Genomic DNA, 22,396 nt, shown 5'->3' on the forward strand with positions numbered 1-22,396 from the left:
CCACCGGCACGACGAAGGCCCGCCGCGATCCCCCGAGGGGGTCGCGGCGGGCCTTTCGACGTGGCGGCCGGCGCGGGGCGCCGTCAGGCGCGGCGGCCCAGCAGTTCGCCGGCGATGACGGTCTTGAGGATCTCGTTGGTGCCGCCGAAGATCCGCAGGATCCGCGAGTCGACGAAGGCGCGGGCCACGGCGTACTCCTTCATGTAGCCGTAGCCGCCGTGCAGCTGCAGGCAGCGGTCGACCACGCGGTTGACCACCTCCGAGGCCCACATCTTGGCCTTGGCGGCCTCGACGGCGGTGAGGGTGCCGTCGTTCCAGGCCCGCACGCAGGCGTCCACGTAGGTGCGCGTCACGTCGACCTCGGTGGCCATCTCGGCCAGCTGGAAGCGGGTGTTCTGGAAGGAGGCCACGGGCTGGCCGAAGGCCTCCCGCTCCTTGGTGTAGCGGACGGTGTCCGCGAGCACCTGCGTCGCCCCGGCCACCGCGCCGGCGGCGATCGAGAGGCGCTCCAGCGGCAGCATCTGCATGAGCTGACCGAAGCCGCCGCCGACCTCGCCGAGGACGTTGGCGTCGGGGACGAAGACGTCCTCGAAGACGAGCTCGGCGGTGTCCTGGGCGACCAGGCCGATCTTGTCGAGCTTGCGGCCGCGGCCGAAGCCCTCCATGCCCTCCGCGACGACCATGAGCGTGAAGCCCTGCGGGCCGCCCTCGGGGTCGGTGCGGACCACGGTGATGACCAGGTCGGACTGGATGCCGTTGGTGATGAAGGTCTTGGCGCCGTTGACCCGCCAACCGCCCTCCTCGCGCACGCCGGAGGTCTTGATGCCGCGCAGGTCGCTGCCGGTGCCGGGCTCGGTCATCGCGATCGCGCCGATGATCTCGCCGCTGGCCATCCCGGGGAGCCAGCGCTCGCGCTGCTCCTCGGTGCCGATCTCGGCGACGTACGGCACGGCGATGTCGTCCTGCAGCGAGAAGCTGGAGACCAGGGAGGCGGCGCCCACCCGGTGCAGCTCCTCGATCACGACGTTGCGGTAGCGGTAGTCGCGGAGCATCCCCGCGCCGCCGTGCTCGACGGGCACCGACAGCCCGACCAGGCCCTGCTTGCCCGCGGCGACCCAGACGTCGCGACCGGTGATGCCGGCCTCGTCCCACGCGGCGAGGTTCGGCTCGACCTCGCGGGAGACGAACTCCCGGGCGGCGACGCGGAACGCCTCGTGGTCCTCGGTGTAGAGATTCCTGTCCATGCTGGGCTCCTCGGTTGGCGTTGACGGAGACGTCGTCGACGGCTCCTGCGGTGCGCTGCTCGGGTCATGGACGGCGTCCCAGGGAGGCCATCCGCCGGGCGACGGCGGCCAGCTGCTCCTCGCTCCCCATGAGGGCGGTGATCACCTCCTGCTCGGCGCGCAGCCCCTCGGCCAGTCCGCCGTCGGCTCCTCCCCCGTTGGACCCACGCCCGTCGGCCAGGCCGACCAGGCGCTTGATCCCGCGGGTGGCGCTGCGGCTGTGCCCGGCCACCTCGCGGGCCAGGGCCAGGGCCGCCTCCCGCGGCTCGGGGTCGAGCCGGGTGACCAGGCCGAGCCGGTGCGCCTCCTCGCCGTCGACGGTGCGCCCGGTGAGGGCGAGGTCGAGGGCGACGTCGCGGCCGACGAGCCCGGGGAGGACCTGGGTGCCCGTCATGTCGGGCACGAGGCCCCACAGGACCTCGGTCACCGAGAGCCGCGCGTCGGGGGCGGCGATCCGCAGGTCCGCGCCGAGCGCGACCTGGAGGCCGCCGCCCAGGGCGACCCCGTGGACGGCGGCGACGACCGGCACCGGCACCAGCGACCAGACGTGCGCGGCCTGCTGGCCCAGCGCCTCCGCGGCGCCCAGCGGCTCGACCGGGGCCAGCAGCGCCGAGGCGTCCTCCTCCCCCATCCGCTCGAACTCGGCGAAGTCGAGGCCCGCGCTGAACGCCCGCCCCTCCCCGCTGAGCACCACGGCGCCCAGCTCGTCGGGGCCGAGCGCGGCGAGGCGCCGGCCCGCGTCGACGAGCGCCTGCATCGTCGCCGGGCCGAGCGCGTTGAGCTTCTCGGGGCGGTTGAGCCGCACGTCGGCCACGCCGTCGGCGACGGTCACGACGACGTGCCCGCGCTCCTCGGTCGCCATGCCGCTCAGCTCCAGTCCGCGAGGACGGCGTCGAGGTCGCCCACGACGTTCGGGTCGGAGCCGTCGCGGTCCGGCGAGCCCGAGAGCCGCGGGGCGGGCCTCGCCTCGGGGCCCCACGGGCGCTCGACGACGGAGCCGCGGGCGGCCAAGTGGGGGTGCGCGGAGACCTCGTCGAACCGCAGCACGGGGGTGACGCACGCGTCGGTGCCGTCGAAGACCTTCGCCCACTCGTCGCGGGTCCGGCTGGCGAACGCCGCCTCAAGGGCCTCGTGCAGCTCGGGCCAGCGGGCCCGGTCGTCCTGGCCGGGAAGGCGGGCGGGGTCGAGCCCGAGGCCGGCGAGCATGACCGCGTAGAACTGCGGCTCGATGCAGCCGACTGCCACGTGCCGGTCGTCGGCACACGTGTAGGTGCGGTAGTACGGCGCCGCCCCGTCGAGGAGGTTCTCCTCCCGCCCGTCGGTCCACAGCCCCTGGCTCCGCAGCTCCCAGATCGACTGGGCGAGGACGCTCGCCCCGTCGACCATCGCCGCGTCGACCACCTGGCCCTGACCGGTGCGCGTGCGCTCCAGCAGCGCGGCGAGGATCCCCTGGACCAGGACCATCGAGCCGCCCCCGAAGTCGCCGACGAGGTTGAGCGGCGGCACCGGCCGGTCCCGCCCGCCGATGGCGTGCAGCGCCCCCGTGACGGAGATGTAGTTGATGTCGTGGCCCGCCGTCAAGGCCCACGGGCCGTCCTGGCCCCAGCCGGTCATCCGCGCGTGCACGAGGCCGGGGTTGACGGCGTGCAGCGCGTCGGGCCCCAGGTCGAGGCGCTCGGCGACGCCGGGGCGGAAGCCCTCGACGAGCACGTCGGCCAGCCGGGCGAGCGCGACGACGCGCTCGCGGTCCCCGGGGTCCTTGAGGTCGGCGACCACGGTGGTGCGCCCCCGGGACGTGTGCCCCTGGCGCGCCACCTCGGCCTCCGGGGTACCGGGCCGGACCACGCGGACCACCTCGGCGCCGAGGTCGGCCAGCAGCATGCACGCGTGCGGACCCGGACCGATGCCGGCCAGCTCGAGCACCCTCGTTCCCTGCAGTGGTCGACCCATCTCCGCTCCTTCGCCTCGGCCCCGGCCGTTGTGGCGGGGCTTCTCCAGCGCTACCTTATGAATTAGCGCTCGTTAAGTCTAGGAGGACTGATGGCAGCCGTCGAGGTGCACTCCCCCGCACCGCACGTCACCCAGATCACCCTGAACCGGCCCGACCGGCTCAACGCCCTCGACGCCGGGATGGTCCGCGACCTCTCCGCGGCGCTCCGGGAGGTCGCCGCCGACCGGGACTGCCGCGTCGTCGTGCTGACCGGCGCCGGACGGGGCTTCTGCGCCGGGCTCGACCTGACGGGGTACGACGCCGCCGACGGCGAGGCGGGCGACGCGGACGACGGGGGCGCCGCGGGTGGTGCGGGTGCGCCCGACCCGGTCGCGATCCTCGCGCGCCAGCGCGAGATCGCCCAGCTGGCCCACCAGCTCCACTCCCTCCCGCAGCCGGTCATCGCCGCGGTCAACGGCGCGGCTGCCGGAGGCGGCCTCGCGCTCGTCCTGGCCAGCGACGTGCGGGTCTGCGTCCCGTCGGCGGTCTTCGCCGTCTCCTTCATCCGGGCCGGCTACTCCGCGTGCGACATCGGGGTCTCCTGGCTCCTGCCCCGCGTCGTCGGCGCCGGCCGCGCCCACGAGCTGATGCTCACCGGGCGCCGGTGCTCCAGCGAGGAGGCCCACCGGATCGGGCTGGTGACCGAGGTCCACGAGCCCGACCGGCTGCTCGAGGCGGCGCTGGAGAAGGCGGCCGAGATCATGCTCAACCCGCCGTTCTCGGTGGAGCTGACCAAGCAGGGCATGTGGCTGGCGCTGGAGACCCCGTCGTTCGCCACGGCCGTCGAGCTGGAGAACCGCCAGCAGGTGGTCACCGCCCTGACCCGGGACCGGGCCGAGGCGACCGCCGCGTTCCTGGAGAAGCGCGCCCCGCGCTACGAGGGCCGCTGAGCCCCTGAGCCCCTGAGGCTGGAGGCCGGGCACTCCCTGCGCGAGGGAGTGCCCGGCCTCCGGCGGTCCGGGTGCCGGTCCGCGGACCGGCCCGCTCAGCCGCGCGGGACCTCGCTCCACGGCCCGCGGTCGGCACGCAGGTCGCCGGGCAGCCCGAGCAGCCGCTCGCCGACGATGTTGCGCAGCACGTCGGAGGTGCCGCCCTCGATGGTGAAGGCGCGGCTGCGCAGCCAGGCGCGCTGGACGTCCTCGGCCGACGAGATCGTCGCGCGGCGCAGCACGCCGTCGCCCAGGTCCTCGGGCTCGCGCACGAGGTCGTAGCCGGAGTAGACCGACGCCTCGGGGCCGAGGAGGTCCATGCAGAAGTCGAGGACGTCCTGGCCGAGCTCGGCCCAGACGAGCTTGGCGGCCGAGCCCTCGGGGCCGATGGGGGCGTCGCCGCGCTCGACGCGCTGGCGGTCGCCGGTGAGGCGGGCAGCGTCCGCCCGGACGAAGAGACCGACGAGCCGCTCCTCGAGGGCGGGCGTGCGGAGCTCGGGACGCTCCTGCCACAGCCGCAGGGCGGTGCCGACGAGGCCCGAGCCGCGCACGCTGGAGCCGCCGCCGATGGCGGTCCGCTCGTTCATCAGGGTGGTCATCGCCACCGACCAGCCGGCCCCGACGTCGCCCAGGCGCTGCGCGTCGGGGATCCGCACGTCCTCGAGGAAGACCTCGTTGAACTCGGCCTCTCCCGTCATCTGGCGCAGCGGGCGGACGCTGACGCCCGGGGAGGTCATGTCGACGAGGAAGTAGCTGAGCCCCTTGTGCTTGGCGGCGTCGGGGTCGGTGCGGGCCAGCAGCATCGCCCAGCGGGCCACGTGGCCCAGGCTCGTCCAGACCTTCTGCCCGTTGACCACCCACTCGTCGCCGTCCCGCACCGCCCGGGTGGCCAGGCCGGCCAGGTCGGAGCCGGCGCCCGGCTCGCTGAAGAGCTGGCACCACAGGTGCTCGCAGGTGTAGAGCGGGCGGAGCAGGGCCTCGCAGAGCTCGTCGCTGCCGTGCTCGACGATCGTGGGTCCGGCCATCCCGTAGCCCATCGGGTTGAGCTCGAAGACGGGCGGCACCCCGGCGTCCTCCAGGATCCGCTGGGCCACCTCCTGCAGCCCGGCGTCGAGCCCGAGCCCCCCGCGGCCGGGCGGGAAGTGCACCCAGGCGAGACCGGCGTCGTAGACCGCTCCCAGGACCTCGCGCAGCCCGGTGGTGGCCGGGGGGTGCTCGGCCAGCACGCGGTGGGCGCGCTCGGCCACGAGGCGGCGTCCCTCCTCGTGGGTCCGGGCGGGGGCGTCGGCGGTCACGGTCATCTGGTCCTCCGGTCCTGGGATGCTGACTTAGCGCTCGTTCAAGATAACCCGGCGTGCCGGGACGGTCAACGCCCGCGCACGCCCGGAGGGCGTCGGCAGGACGCCGGACACCCGGCCGGGGGGACGTCGTACGGCGTCAGTCGCGGGCCCGCTCGCGGACCTTGCGGATCACGGCGGGACTGGCGCCCACGGTGTGCGCGCAGATGTCCTGGTAGCGGGCCGCCACCGCCTCGGGGGAGAGCTCGCCGCCGACCCGGAACCAGACCGGGATTCCCTGGAGCATGCCGAGGATCGCCCGCGTCGTGTCCCGCGCGTCGGTGGTGTCGAAGACGCCCGCCTCCACCCCGGCCTCGACGGCCGAGAGCAGGAGCTCCTCGATGGCGCGTCGCTTCTGCGTGTAGGCCGCCCGCAGGTCGGCCGGCAGCAGCCGGGCCTCCCGGTCGACGCTCGCCGTGCGACCGGCGTTGGCCTCGAAGAGCGCGATGCACTCGACGAGGTTGAGGAACCGGTCGACCGGCTTGGGCCCGGCCTCCTCCACGGCCGCCCGGCAGAGCGCCGTCAGGTGGTTGATGGAGGCGTCGAGGATCGCGAGGAGGAGCGCCTCCTTGTTCTCGTAGTGGTAGTAGAGCGCGGGCACCGTGACGCCGACCCGGCGCGCGATGTCGCGCACCGACGTGCCGTGGTAGCCGGCCTCGTAGAAGGCGTCCCGGGACGCGGCGAGGATCGGCGGGAGCTCGAGCTCGTCGGCGGCCCGCCAGCTGCTGACCTCCACGGTCGTGACGTCCTCGGTCATCGCTGCTCCGTTCGCACCGGGGCGGCCCGACCGCGTGCGCGCGCCCCACTCACCGTCCGGGGAGATGGTAGCCAGCGGCGGGCGTCCGCCCGGTGACCCCCGCCGCCGCTCGTCACGCCGCGCCCGTCACCAGGCCGCGCAGGCGCGTGGCGATCAGCTCCTCCGCCTCGGAGACCATCCCCTCCACGAGCTCGGCGACGGTCGGGACGTCGTGGATCAGCCCCTGGGTCTGGCCCACGGTCCAGATCCCCGCGTCGAGGTCGCCGTCGGCGAAGACCGTGCGACCGCGGACGCCGGCCACGAGGTCGCGCACGTCCTCGAAGGCGCCGCCGCCGGCGAGGACCTCCACCACCTTGCGCGAGACCGCGTTGGAGGCGACCCGCGAGGTGTTGCGCAGGGTGCGGAAGATCAGCTCGGTGCCGAGCTCGTCGCCCTCCACGATGGCCTGCTTGACGTTGTCGTGGACCGGCGCCTCCTGCGTGCACATGAAGCGCGTCCCCATGTTGACGCCGTCGGCGCCGAGCGCGAGCGCGGCGACCAGCCCCTGGGCGTTGGCGATGCCCCCCGAGGCGATCACCGGGATGTCGAGCACCCGGGTCGCGGCGGGGATCAGCACCAGTCCGGCGACGTCGTCCTCGCCGGGGTGCCCGGCGCACTCGAAGCCGTCGATGCTGACGCCGTCGACCCCGACCGCCTGCGCCTTGACCGCGTGCCGCACCGAGGTGCACTTGTGCAGCACCTTGACCCCGTGCTCGCGGAAGAACGGCATGTGGGGCTCGGGGTTGGAGCCGGCGGTCTCGACCACGGTGATCCCGGCGTCGACGATGGCGTGCCGGTACTCGTCGTACGGGATCGGCTTGATCGACGGCAGGATCGTGAGGTTGACCCCGAACGGCTGGTCCGTCATCTCGCGGGTGCGGGCGATCTCGGCGGTGAGCGCCTCGGGGGTGGGCTGGGTCAGGGCGGTGAGCATGCCCAGCGCCCCCGAGCTGGCGACGGCCGAGACGAGCTCGGCCGTGCCGACCCACTGCATGCCGCCCTGGACGATCGGGTGCCGGACGCCGAAGACCTCGGTGAAGGGCGTGCTGATCATCGGGGTGCCATCCGGATCGCGCCGTCGAGGCGGATGGTCTCGCCGTTGATCATCGGGTTGGCGATGACGTGCGCGACCAGCGCGGCGTACTCCTCGGGGTCGCCCAGCCGCGCCGGGTGCGGCACCTGGGCGCCGAGGGAGGTGATCCCCTCCTCGCCGATCGACTCGAAGAGCGGGGTGAGGAAGAGGCCCGGGGCGATCGTGTTGACGCGGATCCGGTGCTGGGCCAGGTCGCGGGCGATCGGCAGGGTCATGCCGACGACGCCGCCCTTGGAGGCCGAGTAGGCGGTCTGCCCGATCTGGCCCTCGAACGCCGCCACCGACGCGGTGCTGACGATGACGCCGGCCTCCTCGCCCTCGACCTCCTGGTCGATGATCGCGGCGGCGGCCAGCCGGATCACGTTGAAGCTGCCGACGAGGTTGACCTCGACGACCTTGCGGAAGGCGTCGAGCGGGAACGGCCCGTCCTTGCCGACCACCCGGAAGGCGTTGCCGATCCCGGCGCAGTTGACCACCGCGGCCAGCTGGCCGAGCTCGCGGGTCGCGTCGACCGCCGCCTGCACCTCGGCCTCGTCGGTGACGTCGGCCGGCGAGAAGACGACGCCCTCCAGCTCCTCGGCGACCTTCTTGCCGTCGGAGGAGGGGAGGTCGACGACGACGACCCTCGCCCCCTCGGCCACGAGCTTGCGCACGGTGGCCAGGCCGAGGCCCGAGGCCCCGCCGGTGACCAGGGCTGACTTGCCTGCGATGTCCATGGATGTGCCTTTCGGTGCTGCGTCAGGGGGTACGTCGGGAGGTACGTCGGGGAGTGCTGCGCGACGGTCGGCGCGGGGTCAGAGCCGCTCGATGATCGTCGCGTTGGCCATGCCGCCGCCCTCGCACATGGTCTGCAGGGCGTAGCGGCCGCCGGTGGCCTCGAGGTGGTTGAGCATCGTCGCCATCAGGCGGGTGCCCGAGCCGCCGAGCGGGTGGCCCAGGGCGATCGCGCCGCCGCGCGGGTTGACCTTGGCGAGGTCGACGCCGAGCTCCTTGGCCCAGGCCAGCGGCACGGGGGCGAAGGCCTCGTTGACCTCGAAGGCGTCGATGTCGTCGAGGCTGAGCCCCGAGCGGGCCAGCGCCTTCTCGGTGGCCGGGATGACGCCGGTGAGCATGAGCAGCGGGTCGCTGCCGGTGACGGCGAAGGTGTGCAGGCGGGCCCGCGGGGTGAGGCCGAGCTGGGCCGCCCTCTCCTCGCTCATGATCAGCGCGGCGGAGGCACCGTCGGTCAGCGGGGAGGAGTTGCCCGGCGTGATCGCCCAGGTGATCTCGCTGAACCGCTCCTCGAGGGCGGCGTCGAAGAACGACGGCTTGAGGCCGGCGAGGCCCTCCGCCGTCGTGCTCGGCCGCACGGTCTCGTCGACGCGGTGGACGTGGGTGCCGCCCTCGGCGTCGGTCACTTCGACGGGGATGATCTCGTGGTCGAAGGCGCCCGACTCGCCGGCCTGGGCGGCCAGCTGGTGGGAGCGCGCGGAGTAGTCGTCGAGCTCGGCGCGGGAGAGGCCCCACCGGGCGGCGATGATCTCGGCGGAGACGCCCTGGTTGACCAGGCCGTCGGGATAGCGCTCGGAGAGCGGGCCGAAGGGCGTGCCGCCCTGGCCGGCCATGCCCATCGGCACCCGGCTCATCGACTCCACGCCGCAGGCGATGGCGACGTCGTAGACGCCGGCCATCACGCCCTGGCCGGCGAAGTGCACGGCCTGCTGCGAGGAGCCGCACTGGCGGTCGATGCTGGTGCCCGGCACGTGCTCGGGGAAGCCGGCCGCCAGCAGCGCCGTGCGGGCGACGTTGAGGCCCTGGTCGCCGACCTGGCTCACGCAGCCGGCGATGACGTCGTCGACGAGCGCCGGGTCGAGGCCGTTGCGCTCCACGAGCGCGGCGAGGGTGGTGGCGAGCAGGGTGCCCGGGTGGGTGCCCGAGAGGGCTCCCCCCGGCTTGCCCTTGCCCGAGGCGGTGCGGACGACGTCGACGATCACGGCTGAGTGCATGGAAGAGCTCCTGGTGTCTGGTGCTGGCAGGCGGGTTGCTGGCTGGGTGGCTGGCTGGGTGCTTGCTGGATGGGGACGGCGGGCGCGGCTCAGCGGCCGCGGAAGTGCGGCTCGCGCTTGGCGAGGAAGGCCTCGAAGGCCTCCTTGGCGTCGTCCATCACCATGTTGACCGACTGGTTGGCGCCCTCGGTGTCGAGCGCCTGCGGCAGGTCCATCTCGAAGGAGGCGTTGAGCATCCGCTTCGACAGCGACGCCGCGATCGGGGGGTTGGCCCGGAGCCGGGCGACGAGGCCGTCGACCTCCGCGTCGAGCGCGTCGGCCGCGACCACCCGGGTGACGAGGCCGGCCTGGGACGCCTCCTCGGCCGAGAGGATGTCGCCGAGCAGGACGAGCTCCTTGGCCTTCTGCAGGCCGACCAGGCGGGGCAGCACCCAGGCGCCGCCGAAGTCGACCGACAGGCCGCGGCGGATGAAGATCTCGGAGAACCGGGCGCGGCTGGAGGCGACCACGAGGTCGCAGGCGAGGGCGATGTTCATGCCGGCGCCGACGGCGACGCCGTCGACCCGGGCCACGGTGGGCACCGGGCAGCGGTGCAGCGCCAGGCAGGCCGCGTTGACGACCTCCATGTTCACCAGCGAGTGGGTCTCCCCCGACTGCGACGAGAGGTCGGCGCCGGCGCAGAAGTCCTCCCCGGCCCCGGTCACCACGACGACCCGATCCTCGCCGAGCGTCACGGAGGAGAGCGCCTCGCCGAGGAGCCGCCACCCCTCGAGGGTCATCGCGTTCTTGCGGCGCGACTGGTTGAGCACGACCGTGACGACGCCGTCGCGGCGGCTCACCGTCACCGGCGCCTCGTCCTCCCCGGTCGCGGGGACGGTCTGCTGGGCGCTCATGCGTCCACCTCCGTCAGGGTCAGGGTGAGGGCCTTCTCGGCCAGCCGCCGGCCGTGCAGCCGCCGTCCGCCGAGCAGGGTGCCGTTGGACTGGGCCGCCTTGAGGTAGCGGTGGGCCGGGTGCTCCCAGGTGAAGCCGATCCCGCCGTGCACCTGGACGGCGCCCCGGGTCACCTGCCGGGCCGCGTCGGTGGCCGCGGTGAGGGCGAGGCTGCTGGCGAGCGCGGGGTCGTCGCCGCCCTCGGCCAGGGCCCACAGCGCGTGGTAGGTCGTGGAGCGGGCGTCCTCGGCCGCGACGTACATGTCGGCGATCCGGTGCTTGACCGCCTGGAAGGAGCCGATCGCCCGGCCGAACTGCACGCGGGTCGCGGCGTGCTCGACCGAGAGGTCGAGCATCGCGCGGGCGATGCCGGTCTGCTCGGCGGCCAGCAGCGCGGCGGCCGCGTCGAGGGCCGTCTCCACGACCTCCGTCGCGGGGCGGTCGGTGGCGAGCCGGGTGGCGGGCACCCCGTCGAAGACCAGGTGGGCCTGGGTGCGCCCCTGGTCGAGCGGGACGACCTCCTCGCGGGTGAGCCCCGGGGCGTCGGTGTGCACCAGCAGCAGCAGCGGCTCGGCGTCCTCGCCGGCCGCGGCGTGGCAGAGCACCACGTCGGCCACCCCGCCCTCGAGCACGAAGCCGGAGGTGCCGTCGACGTACCAGACGCCGTCCTCCTCGCGGGCCGCGAGCGGGGGCACACGGGGGTCGAGGTGGCCGGCGCCGTCGGCGAGCGCCGCGGTCGCCACGACCTCGCCGGCGGCGACCTGCTCGAGCAGCGCGCGGGCGTCGGGGTCCTGCGGGCAGTGCGCCAGCGCCGTCACGGCCAGGCCGACCGTGGGCACCAGCGGGGTGGGCAGGAGGGCCCGGCCCAGCTCCTCGGCGACCACGCCGGCCTCCAGCAGGGAGGCGCCGGCGCCGCCGAGCTCGGGGTCGACGGTCAGCCCGGCGACCGACAGGCCGGTGGCCAGCGCGCGCCAGGTCTCCCGGCCGAAGCCGGGCTCGCCGTCGTGGGCGGGCGGGCGCCTGCGGCAGAAGTCGGCCACGACGCCGCGCAGCGTGCGCTGCTCCTCGCTCCACTCGAACTCGGTGCTCATCTCAGTTCCTCTCGGTGACGCTGGTCTGGGCGCGGCCGCGGGCCATCACGTCGCCGCGGCGGGAGCCGTCGCGGTCGAAGCCGGAGGCCATCCAGGCGGCGGAGGCGGCCGACTCGGCGGCGTACCCCTCCCCCACGGCGGCGAGCTCGGTACGCCGGTGCGAGGCCAGGTAGGCCTGCACCATCGCGGGGTCGTTGGCGGCGATCGTGGTGGCCACCCGGACCGCGGCGTCCACCAGCTCGTCGGCCGGGACCACCTCGGTGAGCAGGCCGCGGGCGAGCGCCTCGTCGGCGAAGAGGTAGTCGCCGGTGAGGCTCATCCGGCGGGCCACGCCGCGGCCCACGACCTGCGGCAGCAGCACCGACAGGCCCCAGCCGGGCATGACGCCGACCCGCGCGTGGGTGTCGGCGAAGCACGCGGCCTCGGAGCCGACGAGGACGTCGCAGGCCAGGGCGACCTCGAGGCCGCCGGTGACGGCGGGGCCGTTGACGGCGCCGACGAGGGGCTTGGGGAACGGGTCCCACGGCTGGTTGGGCGAGCCGTCGTCGTGGCTGCCGCCGAGCTCGAGGTTGGCACCGGTCGTCTCGAGCTCGACCAGGTCGAGCCCAGCGCAGAACGCCTTGCCGTTGCCGGTGAGGACCACGGCGCGGACGTCGTCGTCGACGGCCAGCTCGGCGAGCGCGGTCCGCAGGGCGGTCACCAGCTCGACGTTCAGCGCGTTGCGCTGCTGCGGCCGGTTGAGCCGGAGCACGGCGACGTGGCCGATCCGCTCCTGCTGGAGGACGGGGTCCGTCATGTCGTTCCCTTCGTCGGGGTGGGCGGCGGGTCGTCGCGCGCGGCGGCCGAACACGCACCTACTTAGCGCTCGCTAATACCGTAGGAAGGGTGCAGACTGCTGTCAAGGCTCCGCGACCCGCGCGGGGCCACCCGAACGGAACCGGAGGGGATCGATGCGACTCGGACTGGCACTCGGCTACTGGGGGTCGGGCGTGCCCGACGGGCTCCCCGAGCTCGTCGCGGAGGCGGAGGACCTCGGCTACGAGTCGATCTGGACGGCGGAGGCCTACGGGTCGGACGCCTTCACCCCGCTGGCCTGGCTCGGGTCGCGCACGCGCTCGATGCGCCTGGGCACCTCGATCGTCCAGCTCTCCGCCCGCACGCCGGCGGCCACCGCGATGGCGGCGATGACGATGGACCACCTGTCGGGCGGCCGGATGGTGCTGGGCATCGGCGCCTCGGGCCCGCAGGTGGTGGAGGGCTGGTACGGCCAGCCCTACCCGCGGCCGCTGGCCCGCACCCGGGAGTACGTCGAGATCCTGCGGCGCACCTTCGCGCGCGAGGTCGTCACCTTCTCCGGCGACCACTACCAGGTGCCGCACCCCGGCGGCACCGGCCTGGGCAAGCCGCTGCGCTCGACGCTGCACCCCGTGCGCCCGACGATCCCGATCCTGCTCGCCGCGGAGGGCCCCAAGAACGTCGCGATGGCCGCCGAGATCGCCGACGGCTGGATCCCGCTCTTCTACTCCCCGTACGACGACGCGCACTACCGAGCCTCGCTCGCGGAGGGCTTCGGCCGGCGCGAGGGCGGCCGGCCCGACGACTTCGAGGTGCCCTGCATGGTCACCGTCGAGCTCGACGACGACGTGGAGGCGGCCGCCGACCGGGTCCGCCCGCACCTGGCCCTCTACATCGGCGGGATGGGCGCCCGTGGGGTCAACTTCCACTACGAGGTCTTCGCCCGGATGGGCTTCGAGGAGGAGTGCGCCCGGATCCAGGACCACTACCTCGCGGGCCGCAAGGACGAGGCGGTGCGGGCCGTGCCGCTCTCGCTGGTCGAGAAGGTCGCGCTGGTCGGGCCGCGGGCCAAGGTCGCCGACGAGCTCGCCGCCTGGGACGACTCCCTGGTCACCACCCTGCTGGTCTCGGGCTCCTCGCCCGAGACCCTGCGCACGATGGCCGAGCTGGTCGGCTGAACCCGGACCCGGGACAGAAGACGGCAGCGGGGGCCGGCCGCGCAGGGCCGGCCCCCGCTGCCCCTGCCGCCGCCCCTGCCGCTGGGTCAGAAGATGGCGTAGCCGCCGTCGATGACCAGCTGGCTGCCGGTCTGGTAGGTCGAGGCGTCGCTGGCCAGGTAGACCGCGGCCCCGCCGAACTCCTCCGGGCGGCCCCAGCGCCGCACCGGCACCCGCGAGATCACGTGCTTCTCGAAGGCCTCGGAGTCCTGCATGTCGTCGGTCATGTCGGTGGCGATCCAGCCGGGCAGGATCGTGTTGACCCGGATCCCGTAGCGGGCCAGGTCGACCGCCGCGGCGTTGGAGAGCGCGAGCACGGCACCCTTGGAGGCGCCGTAGGAGGAGTTGCGCCCGGCGCCCTCGATCGCGGCGAGGCTGGCGATGGCGATGATCGAGCCGCCCGGCTCGCCGGCCTTCGCCCGCTCCACCATCACCTTCGAGGTCTCGCGGACGGTCCACATGACGCCGTCCACGTTGGTGGCCAGCACCCGGCGGTGCTCGTCGTCGTCGACCTCGTGGACCGGCTTGATCGCCCCGCCCGTGCCGGCGTTGGCCACGACCGTGTGCAGGCCGCCCATCCGCTCGACGGCGGCTGCCACCCCGCGGCGCACCGCGTCGGGGTCGGCGACGTCGACCGCGTCGGTGTGCACCGTCGCGCCGTCGGCGAAGGTGGCGCGGGCCGCCTCGAGCCGCTCGGCGTTGCGTCCCCAGATCGTGATCTCGGCTCCCGCCTCCGCGAGCGCCCGGGCCATGGCGAGGCCGATGCCCGACCCTCCCCCGGTGACCAGGGCCTTCTTTCCTTCGAGCGAGAACAACGACGTCACGAGCGCCTCCTGGGCGTGGTGGGTGCGGCTACTTAGCGTTCGCTCACTATAGGCCGGGTTGGCCGGCGCCGACAGGGGGTGCCCGCGCCCCTCCAGACGGGGGTGCCCGCGCCCCTCACGACAGGGCCGGGAGCACGTGCTCCCCGAAGCACCGCAGGAAGGCGGCCTGGCTGGGCCCGACCTGGTGGAGCAGCACCCGGTCGTAGCCGAGGTCGAGGTAGGCGCGGACCTCCGCGAGGTGGACGGCGGGGTCGGCGGAGACCGGCAGCCGCCCGGCGAAGTCCTCGGGCCGCACCAGCCGCGCGATCTGCTCCACCACGTGCGGGGAGCGCAGGTCGCCGCGGGCGAACCGCATCGCGGCCATCGGGTAGCGCTCGACGACGTGCCGCTCGGCCTCCTCGGTGGTCGGCGCCCAGCTGAGGTTGAGGTGCAGCCAGGCCGGCATCGAGGCCGGGTCCTTGCCGGCCTCCTGCGCGCCCTCGCGGAACCGCTCGAGCAGCAGCGCCGCCTGCTGCGGCTGCACGGCGACGGCCAGCAGCCCGTCGGCGCTGCGACCGGCCCGGCGCGCCGTCTGCGGCCCGCTGGTCGCCACCAGCACCCCGGGCGGCTGCTCGGGCATCGTCCAGAGCCGGGAGGTCTCGAGCCGGAAGTGGCTGCCGTCGTAGCGGACGTCGCGCCCGGCGGCCGAGCCGGCGTACAACCGCTTGACCAGCTCGACTGCCTCGAAGAGCCGCGCGACCCGCTGCGGCGGCTCGGGCCAGTAGTCGCCGACCACGTGCTCGTGCAGCGCCTCCCCCACCCCGAGGGAGACCCAGTGCCGACCCGGGTGCAGCGCGCCGAGCGTGGCCGAGGCCTGGGCCAGGGAGGCGGGGTGCATCCGTCCGCCGGAGGCGGCCATCCCGACGCCGAAGTCGCCGGTGGTGTGCTCGGCGAGCGCGCCCAGCAGGGTCCAGGCGTGCGGCGCCTGCCCCAGCCCGGGCAGCCAGGGCTGGAAGGTGTCGGCGACCATCGTGCCGGAGAAGCCGCAGTGCTCGGCCAGGACGGCGAGGTCGACGGCCTCGCGCGGGGTCACGCCGTCGACCGGGACGACGTACCCGACGCGCCCCGCGACGGCGGCGGGCCCCTGCGTGCGCTGCGTCCGCTGCTCCGACACGCTGCCTCCCGTCCCGACGCCCCCGCGCGCGAGGGTGGGCGCGGGCTGCGCGTCAGTCTAGGTTCGCCGAGGAGAAGGCGATGAGCGGCCGCCCGGTTCGCGGGTGGGCCACCACGTCGGCCACCACGCCGTAGGTCTCCTCGATCAGCTTCGGCACGAGGACCTCGTCGACCGCGCCGACGGCCCGCACCCGCCCGCCGGCGAGGACGACGACGTGGTCGCAGTGGGCCGCGGCGAGGTTGAGGTCGTGCAGCGCGGCGACGACGGTGATCCCGGTGGCGGCGACCTCGCGGAGCAGGCCCAGCGTGTCGAGCTGGGCCCGCACGTCGAGGTGGTTGGTCGGCTCGTCGAGCAGGAGCAGCCGGGGCTGCTGGGCCAGCGCCCGGGCGAGCTGGACCCGCTGCTGCTCGCCGCCCGAGAGCGTGGCCAGCGAGCGGTCGGCGAGGTCGGTCACCCCGGTCCGGGACATCGCGGCGTCGACGACGCCGGCGTCGTCGGCGCCGGCCACCGCCCAGGGCGACTCGTGCGGGATCCGCCCGAGCGCCACCACCTGCCGGACCGTGAGGTGGAACTCCGCGCGGGCCTCCTGCTCGACGGTCGCCACCACCCGGGCGCGCTCGCGGCGGCGCATCCCGAGCAGCTCGACGCCGTCGAGGGTGACGGCGGGGCGTACGCCGTCCCGGCCGCCGTCGGTGGGCGAGCCAGCGGGCAGCCGGTCGGAGGACGCCGTCCCGGCGACCAGGCGCAGCAGGCTCGACTTGCCGGCGCCGTTGGGGCCGACGAGGGCGACCACCCCGCCGGTGGGCACCTCGAAGCAGGCGTCGTGGACCAGGACGGCCCGCCCCTCCACCCGGGAGAGGCCCCGGACGCTGAGCACGCTCACGCGCGGCCCCGGTGCCGCAGCAGCACGAGCACGAAGACCGGCGCCCCGACCAGCACGGTGATGATCCCGACCGGCACCTCGCGCGGCTCGAAGAGCGTGCGGGCCACCGTGTCGACCCAGACCATGAAGATCGCGCCCGTCAGCACCGAGAGCGGCAGCAGGCGGCGGTGCCGGGAGCCGACGACGAGCCGGACGGCGTTGGGCAGCACGAGGCCGACGAAGCCGATCGCGCCGCTCACCGAGACCATCGCGCCGGTGAGCAGGGCGGTGCCGCCGAGCAGCAGCCAGCGGGTGCGGCCGACGTCGACGCCGAGCCCGGCGGCCGCGGAGTCGCCGAAGGCGAAGGCGTCGAGCACCCGCCCCTGCAGCAGCACCGGCAGCCCGACCAGCAGCAGCGCGCCCCAGGCGATCGCCACGGCCGCCCAGTCGGCGCCGGCGAGCGAGCCGAGCATCCAGTTGAGGACCTCGCGGAAGGAGTCGCCGTCGGCGTGCCAGAAGACCAGCATCGAGGTGACGGCGCCGGCGAACGACGAGACGGCGAGCCCGGCGAGCACCGTGCGGCTGGGCGTGATCTCGCCGAGGGAGCGGGCCAGCAGCAGGGTCGCCGCCAGCGCCGCCAGCGCGCCCGCGAAGGCGGCGACCGGGAGCACCACCGAGAGGCCGAGCAGCAGCACGAGGACCGCACCGGTCGAGGCGCCCGAGGAGAGGCCGAGCAGGAAGGGGTCGGCGAGCGGGTTGCGGGTCAGCGCCTGCATCACCGCGCCGCTGAGCGCCAGCCCCCCGCCGACCGCGGCGGCGGTGAGCACCCGCGGCAGCCGCAGCTCCCAGACGATCCCCTCGCGCAGCACGGTGAGGCCGCTGTCGCCGAGCACCCCACCCAGCCCGAGCCGCTCCCCGATGACGCCCCACACCTCGCGGACCGACAGGTCGGCGGCGCCGAGGGTGACCGTCCAGCTCATCGAGGCCAGCAGGACGACCAGCAGGGCCGGCAGCCAGAGCACCCACGGGTCGGGCCTGCGGCGCCGGGCGGGCACCGCTCCCCCGCCCGGCCCGGGGGTCCGGGTCGGGTCGAGGGTGCTGCGCTGCAGGAGGCTCACCCGTCGTCGCCCTCCCCGTCGCCCGCGAGCAGCCCCAGCGCGCCGAGCTGATCGGCCAGGTCGAGCACCGCCGGGACGGACCGGACCCCGGCCTCGGCGGCGGGCATCGGCACGGTGAGGTAGCGCTTCTCCTTCACCGCGGTCAGCTCCTTGGTGGCGGCGTTCGACTCGAGGAAGTCGATCTTGGTGGCGGCCTGGTTCCAGTCGGCGTCGACGAGGACGAGGACGTCGGGGTCGGCCTCGATCACCGACTCCCAGCCCAGCGACGTCCAGGCCTGGTCGACGTCGCCCGCGACGTTGTCGAGGCCGACGGCCTCCATCACCATCTGGGGCGCGCCAGTGCCGCCGCCGACGAACGGGGTGTCGGTGCCCGAGGACCACCACAGGGCGGTGGTGCCGTCGGCGGCCCGCCCGGCCCCCTCGAGCTCGGCGCGCTGGTCGGCGACCAGCTCGGCGGCCGCCTCGGGGGCGCCGAGGACGGCGCCGGCCTCCTCGAGCTGGTCGAAGAGCAGGCCGAAGGTCATCGGGTCGGGGGCGTACGGCGCCTCCTGGCAGGCGGCCGGGGAGACGTACGTCGCGACCCCGAGGTCGGCGAGGTCGTCCCGCTCGCCGGCGGTGTCGGCGGCGAGGTTGCTCTCCCAGCCGGCGAGGACGAGGTCGGGCTCCTGCTCGAGCACGACCTCCTGGCTCGGCGCCTTCTCCGAGAGCAGGGTGATCCCCGCGGCCGCGTCGGCCCACTCGTCGGGGACCGGGCCGTCGGGGAAGGCGTGGGCGACGACGTTGTCGCCGAGCCCCAGCGCGAGCATCAGCTCGACCGAGGTGGACTTGATCGCGACCACCCGCTCGGGCGCGGAGTCGAGGGTGACCTCGATGCCGCAGTTGTCGACGGTGACCGGGTAGCCCTCGGTCTCAGAGCCGGCGGAGCCGCTCGACGCCCCCGTGTCGGCGTCGGCGTCCGACTGGCCGCAGCCGGCGAGGGCGAGCGCGAGGACGGCGAGGCCGGCCGGGACGGCACGGCGCAGCGAGGGGCGCAGCGAGGGGCGGGACGGGGCGGGCGACATGCGGGAGGACCTCCGGGCAGGCGTGCAGGGACGGGGCGCGGGCAGTCGCCGCGTCGATCCGTCGCCCCAATCCGGGTCCGACTCCCCCCGGGCATGGAGGCGCCGGGGTGATCGCCGACCACGATAGCCCGCGGCAGACGGCGAGGTGACGGCGCCCACACCTCCCGCCCGTCCGAGCCACGACCTAACGTGGCTCCATGAGGAACGACGCCCCCCACGACACCACCGGGTCCACGCCCCTGGTCCAGCACGCCCGCAGCCAGTCGGTCGGCGACCTGCCCCGCCGCACCGCCCTGCGCCACCCCGACAAGGTCGCCCTCGTCGACGGCGACAAGGTGCTGACCTTCGCGGCGCTCGACGCCGTCGTCGACGGCACCGCCGCCGCCATGGCGGGGGCGGGGATCGGCAAGGGCGACCGGGTCGCCCTGCTCTCCCGCAACTGCTGGGAGTTCGCGGTCCTCGTCTTCGCCTCGGCGCGGATCGGCGCGGTGCTGGTGCCGATGAACTTCATGCTCGGCGCCGACGAGCTCGCCTACATCCTCGACCACTCCGGCGCCGAGACGCTGGTCGCCGAGGAGGCGCTCTGCGGCACCGCCGACGCCGCGGTCGAGGCTGCCGCCGAGAGTCGCGTCGTACGCCGCCTCGCGATCACCCGCGGCGCGACCCCCGAGGGCTGGCAGCCGCTCAGCGACTGGCTGGAGCACACGGGCACCTCGCCGCAGGTCCACGTCGACGACGACGACCCGCTGCGCCTCATGTACACCTCCGGCACCGAGTCGCGACCCAAGGGCGCGCTGCTCTCCTCGCGCTCGCTCATGTGGCAGTACGTCTCCTGCACCGTCGACGGCGGGATGTCGGGCGACGACGTCGAGCTGCACACCCTGCCGCTCTACCACTGCGCCCAGTTGGACTGCTTCCTCGGCCCCGACGTCTACCTCGGCGCGACCAGCATCGTGCTGCCGGGCCCCGACCCGGCGGCCGTGCTCGCCGCGATCGAGAAGCACAAGGTGACGAAGTTCTTCGCGCCGCCGACCGTGTGGATCGGCCTGCTGCGCTCCCCCGACTTCGACCGCACCGACCTCTCCAGCCTCCGCAAGGGCTACTACGGCGCCTCGGCGATGCCGGTCGAGGTGCTCAAGGAGATCCAGGAGCGGCTCCCCGAGGTGCGGCTGTGGAACTTCTACGGGCAGACCGAGATGTCGCCGCTCGCCACGATCCTCACCCCCGAGGAGCAGATGGAGTACGCCGGCTCCGCGGGCCGCGCCGCGCTCAACGTCGAGACCCGGATCGTCGACGACAACGACGAGCAGGTGCCGGCCGGCACGGTGGGCGAGATCGTGCACCGCTCCCCGCACGCCACCCTCGGCTACTACCGGGACGAGGCCAAGACCGCCGAGGCGTTCCGCCACGGCTGGTTCCACTCCGGCGACCTGGGCTACGTCGACGAGGGCGGCCGGCTCTACGTGGTCGACCGCAAGAAGGACATGATCAAGACCGGCGGCGAGAACGTCGCCAGCCGCGAGGTCGAGGAGGCCGTCTACGAGCTCGAGGGGGTCGCCGAGGTGGCGGTCTTCGGCGTGAGCCACCCGCGCTGGGTCGAGGCGGTGGCCTGCGTCGTGGTGCCCAAGGAGGGCGCGACGCTGACCCCCGAGCAGGTGGTCGCGCACGCCCGCGGCCGGCTGGCCGGCTACAAGGCGCCGAAGTACGTCGTCATCGCCGAGGGGCTGCCCAAGAACCCGAGCGGCAAGATCCTCAAGCGCGAGCTGCGCACCGCCCACGCCGACCTGGCGGCCGGCGAGGAGGCGTAGCAGGGCACGCCCCGAGGCCCGGGTCCGCGGTCACTCGCCGACCCGGGTCACGACCTCGCCGACCCGGGTCACGACCTCGTCGACCCGGGCGGTCACTCGTCGACCCGGGTCACGACCTCGCCGACCGAGGCCCTCGAGGTCCGGAACCGGTTCGCGGGGTGCTCGGGGTCGGCGTACCCCAGCGAGACCCCGCAGACCACCAGCCGGTCGTCGGGCAGGCCGAGGAAGTCGCGCACCTTGTCGGAGTACATCGCGAGCGCGGCCTGGGCGATCGACCCGAGCCCCAGCGAAGTGGCAGCGGCGGTCAGCGTGGCGACGTACCCGCCGCAGTCGATGGCGCCGTAGGTCCCCTGGTCGCGGTCGGTGGTGATCACCGCGACGTGCGGGGCGCCGAAGAAGCTGTAGTTGAGCAGGGCCTGCGCGCCGCGGGCGAGCTTGTCGTCGCGGGCGACGCCGACCGCCTCGTAGAGGGCGTAGCCCGACTCGCGGCGCCGCTCGGCGTAGACCCCGGAGTAGCCCGCCGGCATCTCGAGGTCGTGGCTCTGCGGCTGGGCGAGCACGTGCTCGGTGAGCTCGGTGGAGAACCGCTTGGCCGCCTGCCCGGAGACCAGGTGGACCTGCCACGGCTGGGTGTTGCACCACGAGGGGGTGCGCTGGGCCAGCGCGAACAGCTCGGTCAGCGTCTCCTCGGGCACCTCCTCGCCCGTGAAGGCGCGGCAGCTGTGGCGGGCGGCGAGGACGTCGGCGAACTCCACGGGGCCGATCCTCTCAGGTCGCCCCGTCAGCCGGGGCCCATCCGGCGCATCCCGCCGCCCACGCCCTCGTCCACCCGGCGGTAGTCCTGGGCGCTGGAGCGCAGCAGGTCGGTCGTGGCGCTGACCGCCGTGCCCCCGGTCCGGGCGGCCCGTGAGGTGGCGCGGACGACCTTCGTCACCACGTCGCCCACGGGATCCCCGCCCACGAGCCGGCGGTACTCGATCTCCGGGTCGGTCACGAGGTCACCCCTCGGAGGTCGAGACCGCCGACGGGGAACCCCACCGGGAAGGAGACGAGACGGGCGCTGGACTCGGGGTACAGGGTGCACTCGCCCGAGGGCACCACGCACGAGAGCAGCGTGGCGGTGTCACCGGCAACCATCCGCGGGCCCTCCCCCGGCCCCTCGGCGACCGAGCCCACGGCGGTCTGCTCGTCGACCCACCAGCTGAGGCTCCAGCGCTCCCCCTCCACGTCGAGCGCGACCGGCTCGCCGTCGGACCCGACAACCCCGAAGCCCTCCTCGGCGGACCCCACGATCCGCCACCGGCCGTCGGGACTCACCTCGGGCTCGTCGGGCGTGCCGAACGGCCAGTCCGCCCGGTCCCCCTCGTCCTTGCGCCCCTCGCCGGTGGTCACGTCGTAGACGTAGTCCCCGTCGAGGGTGGCGACGTGGACCGTCTCCCCGTCGATCCCCCAGATCTGGGCCTCCGACTCGAGGAGCTCGTTGACCGGGTCGCTGCTCTCGTGCTCCATCCCGTCGGTGGAGGTGCGGGCCTCCCCGGTCGCGAGGTCGAAGAAGCGCATCGCGGCGGCTCCGGTGTCGTAGTCGGCCTCGAGCACGACCAGGGTGCTGCCGTCCTCGGTGGCGACGAGGCCGTCGCGGCCCACCAGCAGCCCGGTGTCCACCGGGTCGGCGCCCGGCGCCGCGAACCTGAGCCCGGGGCCGGCGAAGGGGCTGCCGTCATCGCTCTCGCCGGGCACCACGAAGACCCCGTCCCCGGCCACCACGAAGGCCCCCACCGGGACGCCGGTGTCGATCGTCGTCCCGTCGCCCAGGTGCACGGTCTCGCCGGTCGCCCAGGCGAACCCCTCCGTCGTCACCGGGTCGGTGCTGGTGCGCCACGCGGCGTCGTCGTCGACCGTGCCCAGCCCGCCGGGCCCGTCGTCGCCGCAACCTGCGAGCGTCAGGCCCAGAACAAGGGCGAGCACGGCGCACGACGACGCCCGCCTCGCCCGGCGCCCGCCCCGCAGGGCGTGCCTCCCCCGTCGTCCTCGCACGTCGTGCTCCCTCCCCCGTGACACCGGCTGCTCCTGCCCCGACGGCTCCACCCCGAAACCTCGGCGGCCGCCCCGCGGACGATCGTGG

At 74.6% G+C, this 22,396-nt stretch carries 22 protein-coding genes; 3 read left to right on the forward strand and 19 right to left on the reverse strand.

Annotated features, from left to right (window positions below; all coding sequences use genetic code 11):
- Window positions 1-83: 83 nt before the first annotated feature.
- The 3 genes from DNK53_RS10955 to DNK53_RS10965 form a co-directional block, all read right to left on the reverse strand.
- Window positions 84-1,244, reverse strand: a complete 1,161-nt coding sequence (locus tag DNK53_RS10955; protein WP_110182262.1) for an acyl-CoA dehydrogenase family protein — start codon at window positions 1,242-1,244, stop codon at window positions 84-86.
- 64 nt (window positions 1,245-1,308) lie between these two features.
- A complete protein-coding gene (locus DNK53_RS10960; RefSeq protein ID WP_110182263.1) occupies window positions 1,309-2,145 on the reverse strand; it encodes an enoyl-CoA hydratase-related protein in 837 nt (278 codons plus the stop codon).
- A gap of 5 nt (window positions 2,146-2,150) precedes the next feature.
- Window positions 2,151-3,233: a CaiB/BaiF CoA transferase family protein gene (locus DNK53_RS10965; protein WP_110182264.1), complete on the reverse strand. Its 1,083-nt coding sequence runs from the start codon at window positions 3,231-3,233 to the stop codon at window positions 2,151-2,153.
- Between the two features lie 90 nt (window positions 3,234-3,323).
- Here DNK53_RS10965 and DNK53_RS10970 point away from each other — a divergent pair, with 90 nt between their 5' ends.
- Window positions 3,324-4,163: an enoyl-CoA hydratase/isomerase family protein gene (locus DNK53_RS10970; RefSeq protein WP_110182265.1), complete on the forward strand. Its 840-nt coding sequence runs from the start codon at window positions 3,324-3,326 to the stop codon at window positions 4,161-4,163.
- 95 nt (window positions 4,164-4,258) lie between these two features.
- Here DNK53_RS10970 and DNK53_RS10975 read toward each other — a convergent pair whose 3' ends face one another.
- From DNK53_RS10975 to DNK53_RS11010, 8 genes are all read right to left on the reverse strand, one after another.
- The gene (locus tag DNK53_RS10975) at window positions 4,259-5,503 is read right to left on the reverse strand and encodes an acyl-CoA dehydrogenase family protein (protein ID WP_110182266.1); all 1,245 of its coding nucleotides are present in this window, start codon (window positions 5,501-5,503) and stop codon (window positions 4,259-4,261) included.
- A 136-nt stretch (window positions 5,504-5,639) separates the two neighbouring features.
- Window positions 5,640-6,296, reverse strand: a complete 657-nt coding sequence (locus tag DNK53_RS10980) for a TetR/AcrR family transcriptional regulator (protein WP_110182267.1) — start codon at window positions 6,294-6,296, stop codon at window positions 5,640-5,642.
- A gap of 112 nt (window positions 6,297-6,408) precedes the next feature.
- A complete protein-coding gene (locus DNK53_RS10985) occupies window positions 6,409-7,389 on the reverse strand; it encodes an NAD(P)H-dependent flavin oxidoreductase (RefSeq protein WP_110182268.1) in 981 nt (326 codons plus the stop codon).
- Complete coding sequence (locus DNK53_RS10990) at window positions 7,386-8,144, reverse strand: 3-hydroxyacyl-CoA dehydrogenase (RefSeq protein WP_110182269.1); 759 nt, start codon at window positions 8,142-8,144, stop codon at window positions 7,386-7,388. The genes DNK53_RS10985 and DNK53_RS10990 overlap by 4 nt, the downstream gene beginning before the upstream one ends.
- Window positions 8,145-8,222: 78 nt before the next feature.
- Complete coding sequence (locus DNK53_RS10995; protein ID WP_110182270.1) at window positions 8,223-9,413, reverse strand: thiolase family protein; 1,191 nt, start codon at window positions 9,411-9,413, stop codon at window positions 8,223-8,225.
- Window positions 9,414-9,502: 89 nt separating this feature from the next.
- Window positions 9,503-10,306: an enoyl-CoA hydratase/isomerase family protein gene (locus DNK53_RS11000; RefSeq protein ID WP_110182271.1), complete on the reverse strand. Its 804-nt coding sequence runs from the start codon at window positions 10,304-10,306 to the stop codon at window positions 9,503-9,505.
- Window positions 10,303-11,436, reverse strand: coding sequence for an acyl-CoA dehydrogenase family protein (locus DNK53_RS11005; protein ID WP_110182272.1), 1,134 nt, complete (start codon window positions 11,434-11,436; stop codon window positions 10,303-10,305). The genes DNK53_RS11000 and DNK53_RS11005 overlap by 4 nt, the downstream gene beginning before the upstream one ends.
- A gap of 1 nt (window position 11,437) precedes the next feature.
- Window positions 11,438-12,232 carry an enoyl-CoA hydratase gene (locus DNK53_RS11010; protein WP_110182273.1) on the reverse strand — a complete coding sequence of 265 codons (795 nt, stop codon included), beginning with the start codon at window positions 12,230-12,232 and terminating at the stop codon, window positions 11,438-11,440.
- 154 nt (window positions 12,233-12,386) lie between these two features.
- Between DNK53_RS11010 and DNK53_RS11015 the strand changes: the two genes are divergently transcribed.
- A complete protein-coding gene (locus tag DNK53_RS11015; protein ID WP_110182274.1) occupies window positions 12,387-13,409 on the forward strand; it encodes an LLM class F420-dependent oxidoreductase in 1,023 nt (340 codons plus the stop codon).
- A gap of 86 nt (window positions 13,410-13,495) precedes the next feature.
- On the opposite strand, the gene DNK53_RS11020 is transcribed toward DNK53_RS11015, so the two are convergent.
- From DNK53_RS11020 to DNK53_RS11040, 5 genes are all read right to left on the reverse strand, one after another.
- Complete coding sequence (locus DNK53_RS11020) at window positions 13,496-14,272, reverse strand: SDR family NAD(P)-dependent oxidoreductase (protein ID WP_204163859.1); 777 nt, start codon at window positions 14,270-14,272, stop codon at window positions 13,496-13,498.
- A 115-nt stretch (window positions 14,273-14,387) separates the two neighbouring features.
- The gene (locus DNK53_RS11025; protein WP_110182275.1) at window positions 14,388-15,425 is read right to left on the reverse strand and encodes a TIGR03557 family F420-dependent LLM class oxidoreductase; all 1,038 of its coding nucleotides are present in this window, start codon (window positions 15,423-15,425) and stop codon (window positions 14,388-14,390) included.
- Window positions 15,426-15,477: 52 nt separating this feature from the next.
- Window positions 15,478-16,308: an ABC transporter ATP-binding protein gene (locus DNK53_RS11030; RefSeq protein WP_239456479.1), complete on the reverse strand. Its 831-nt coding sequence runs from the start codon at window positions 16,306-16,308 to the stop codon at window positions 15,478-15,480.
- On the reverse strand, window positions 16,305-17,405 hold the full coding sequence (locus tag DNK53_RS11035) for a putative F420-0 ABC transporter permease subunit (protein ID WP_239456480.1): 1,101 nt from the start codon (window positions 17,403-17,405) through the stop codon (window positions 16,305-16,307). Before DNK53_RS11035 ends, DNK53_RS11030 begins: the two co-directional genes overlap by 4 nt.
- Window positions 17,402-18,466: a putative F420-0 ABC transporter substrate-binding protein gene (locus DNK53_RS11040; RefSeq protein WP_110182277.1), complete on the reverse strand. Its 1,065-nt coding sequence runs from the start codon at window positions 18,464-18,466 to the stop codon at window positions 17,402-17,404. Before DNK53_RS11040 ends, DNK53_RS11035 begins: the two co-directional genes overlap by 4 nt.
- A 197-nt stretch (window positions 18,467-18,663) precedes the next feature.
- On the opposite strand from DNK53_RS11040, the gene DNK53_RS11045 reads away from it, so the two are divergent.
- Window positions 18,664-20,274 carry a fatty acyl-CoA synthetase gene (locus tag DNK53_RS11045; protein WP_110182278.1) on the forward strand — a complete coding sequence of 537 codons (1,611 nt, stop codon included), beginning with the start codon at window positions 18,664-18,666 and terminating at the stop codon, window positions 20,272-20,274.
- A gap of 92 nt (window positions 20,275-20,366) precedes the next feature.
- Here the strand turns inward: DNK53_RS11045 and DNK53_RS11050 are convergent, their stop codons facing one another.
- The 3 genes from DNK53_RS11050 to DNK53_RS11060 are packed head-to-tail and all read right to left on the reverse strand — an operon-like array spanning window position 20,367 to window position 22,239.
- Window positions 20,367-21,029, reverse strand: coding sequence for a nitroreductase (locus tag DNK53_RS11050; RefSeq protein ID WP_204163860.1), 663 nt, complete (start codon window positions 21,027-21,029; stop codon window positions 20,367-20,369).
- 26 nt (window positions 21,030-21,055) lie between these two features.
- Complete coding sequence (locus DNK53_RS11055; protein ID WP_110182280.1) at window positions 21,056-21,268, reverse strand: hypothetical protein; 213 nt, start codon at window positions 21,266-21,268, stop codon at window positions 21,056-21,058.
- Complete coding sequence (locus DNK53_RS11060; RefSeq protein ID WP_110182281.1) at window positions 21,265-22,239, reverse strand: hypothetical protein; 975 nt, start codon at window positions 22,237-22,239, stop codon at window positions 21,265-21,267. Before DNK53_RS11060 ends, DNK53_RS11055 begins: the two co-directional genes overlap by 4 nt.
- Window positions 22,240-22,396: the final 157 nt, after the last annotated feature.

This window comes from Nocardioides solisilvae (assembly GCF_003194625.1).
Taxonomy (GTDB): Bacteria; Actinomycetota; Actinomycetes; order Propionibacteriales; family Nocardioidaceae; genus Nocardioides; species Nocardioides solisilvae.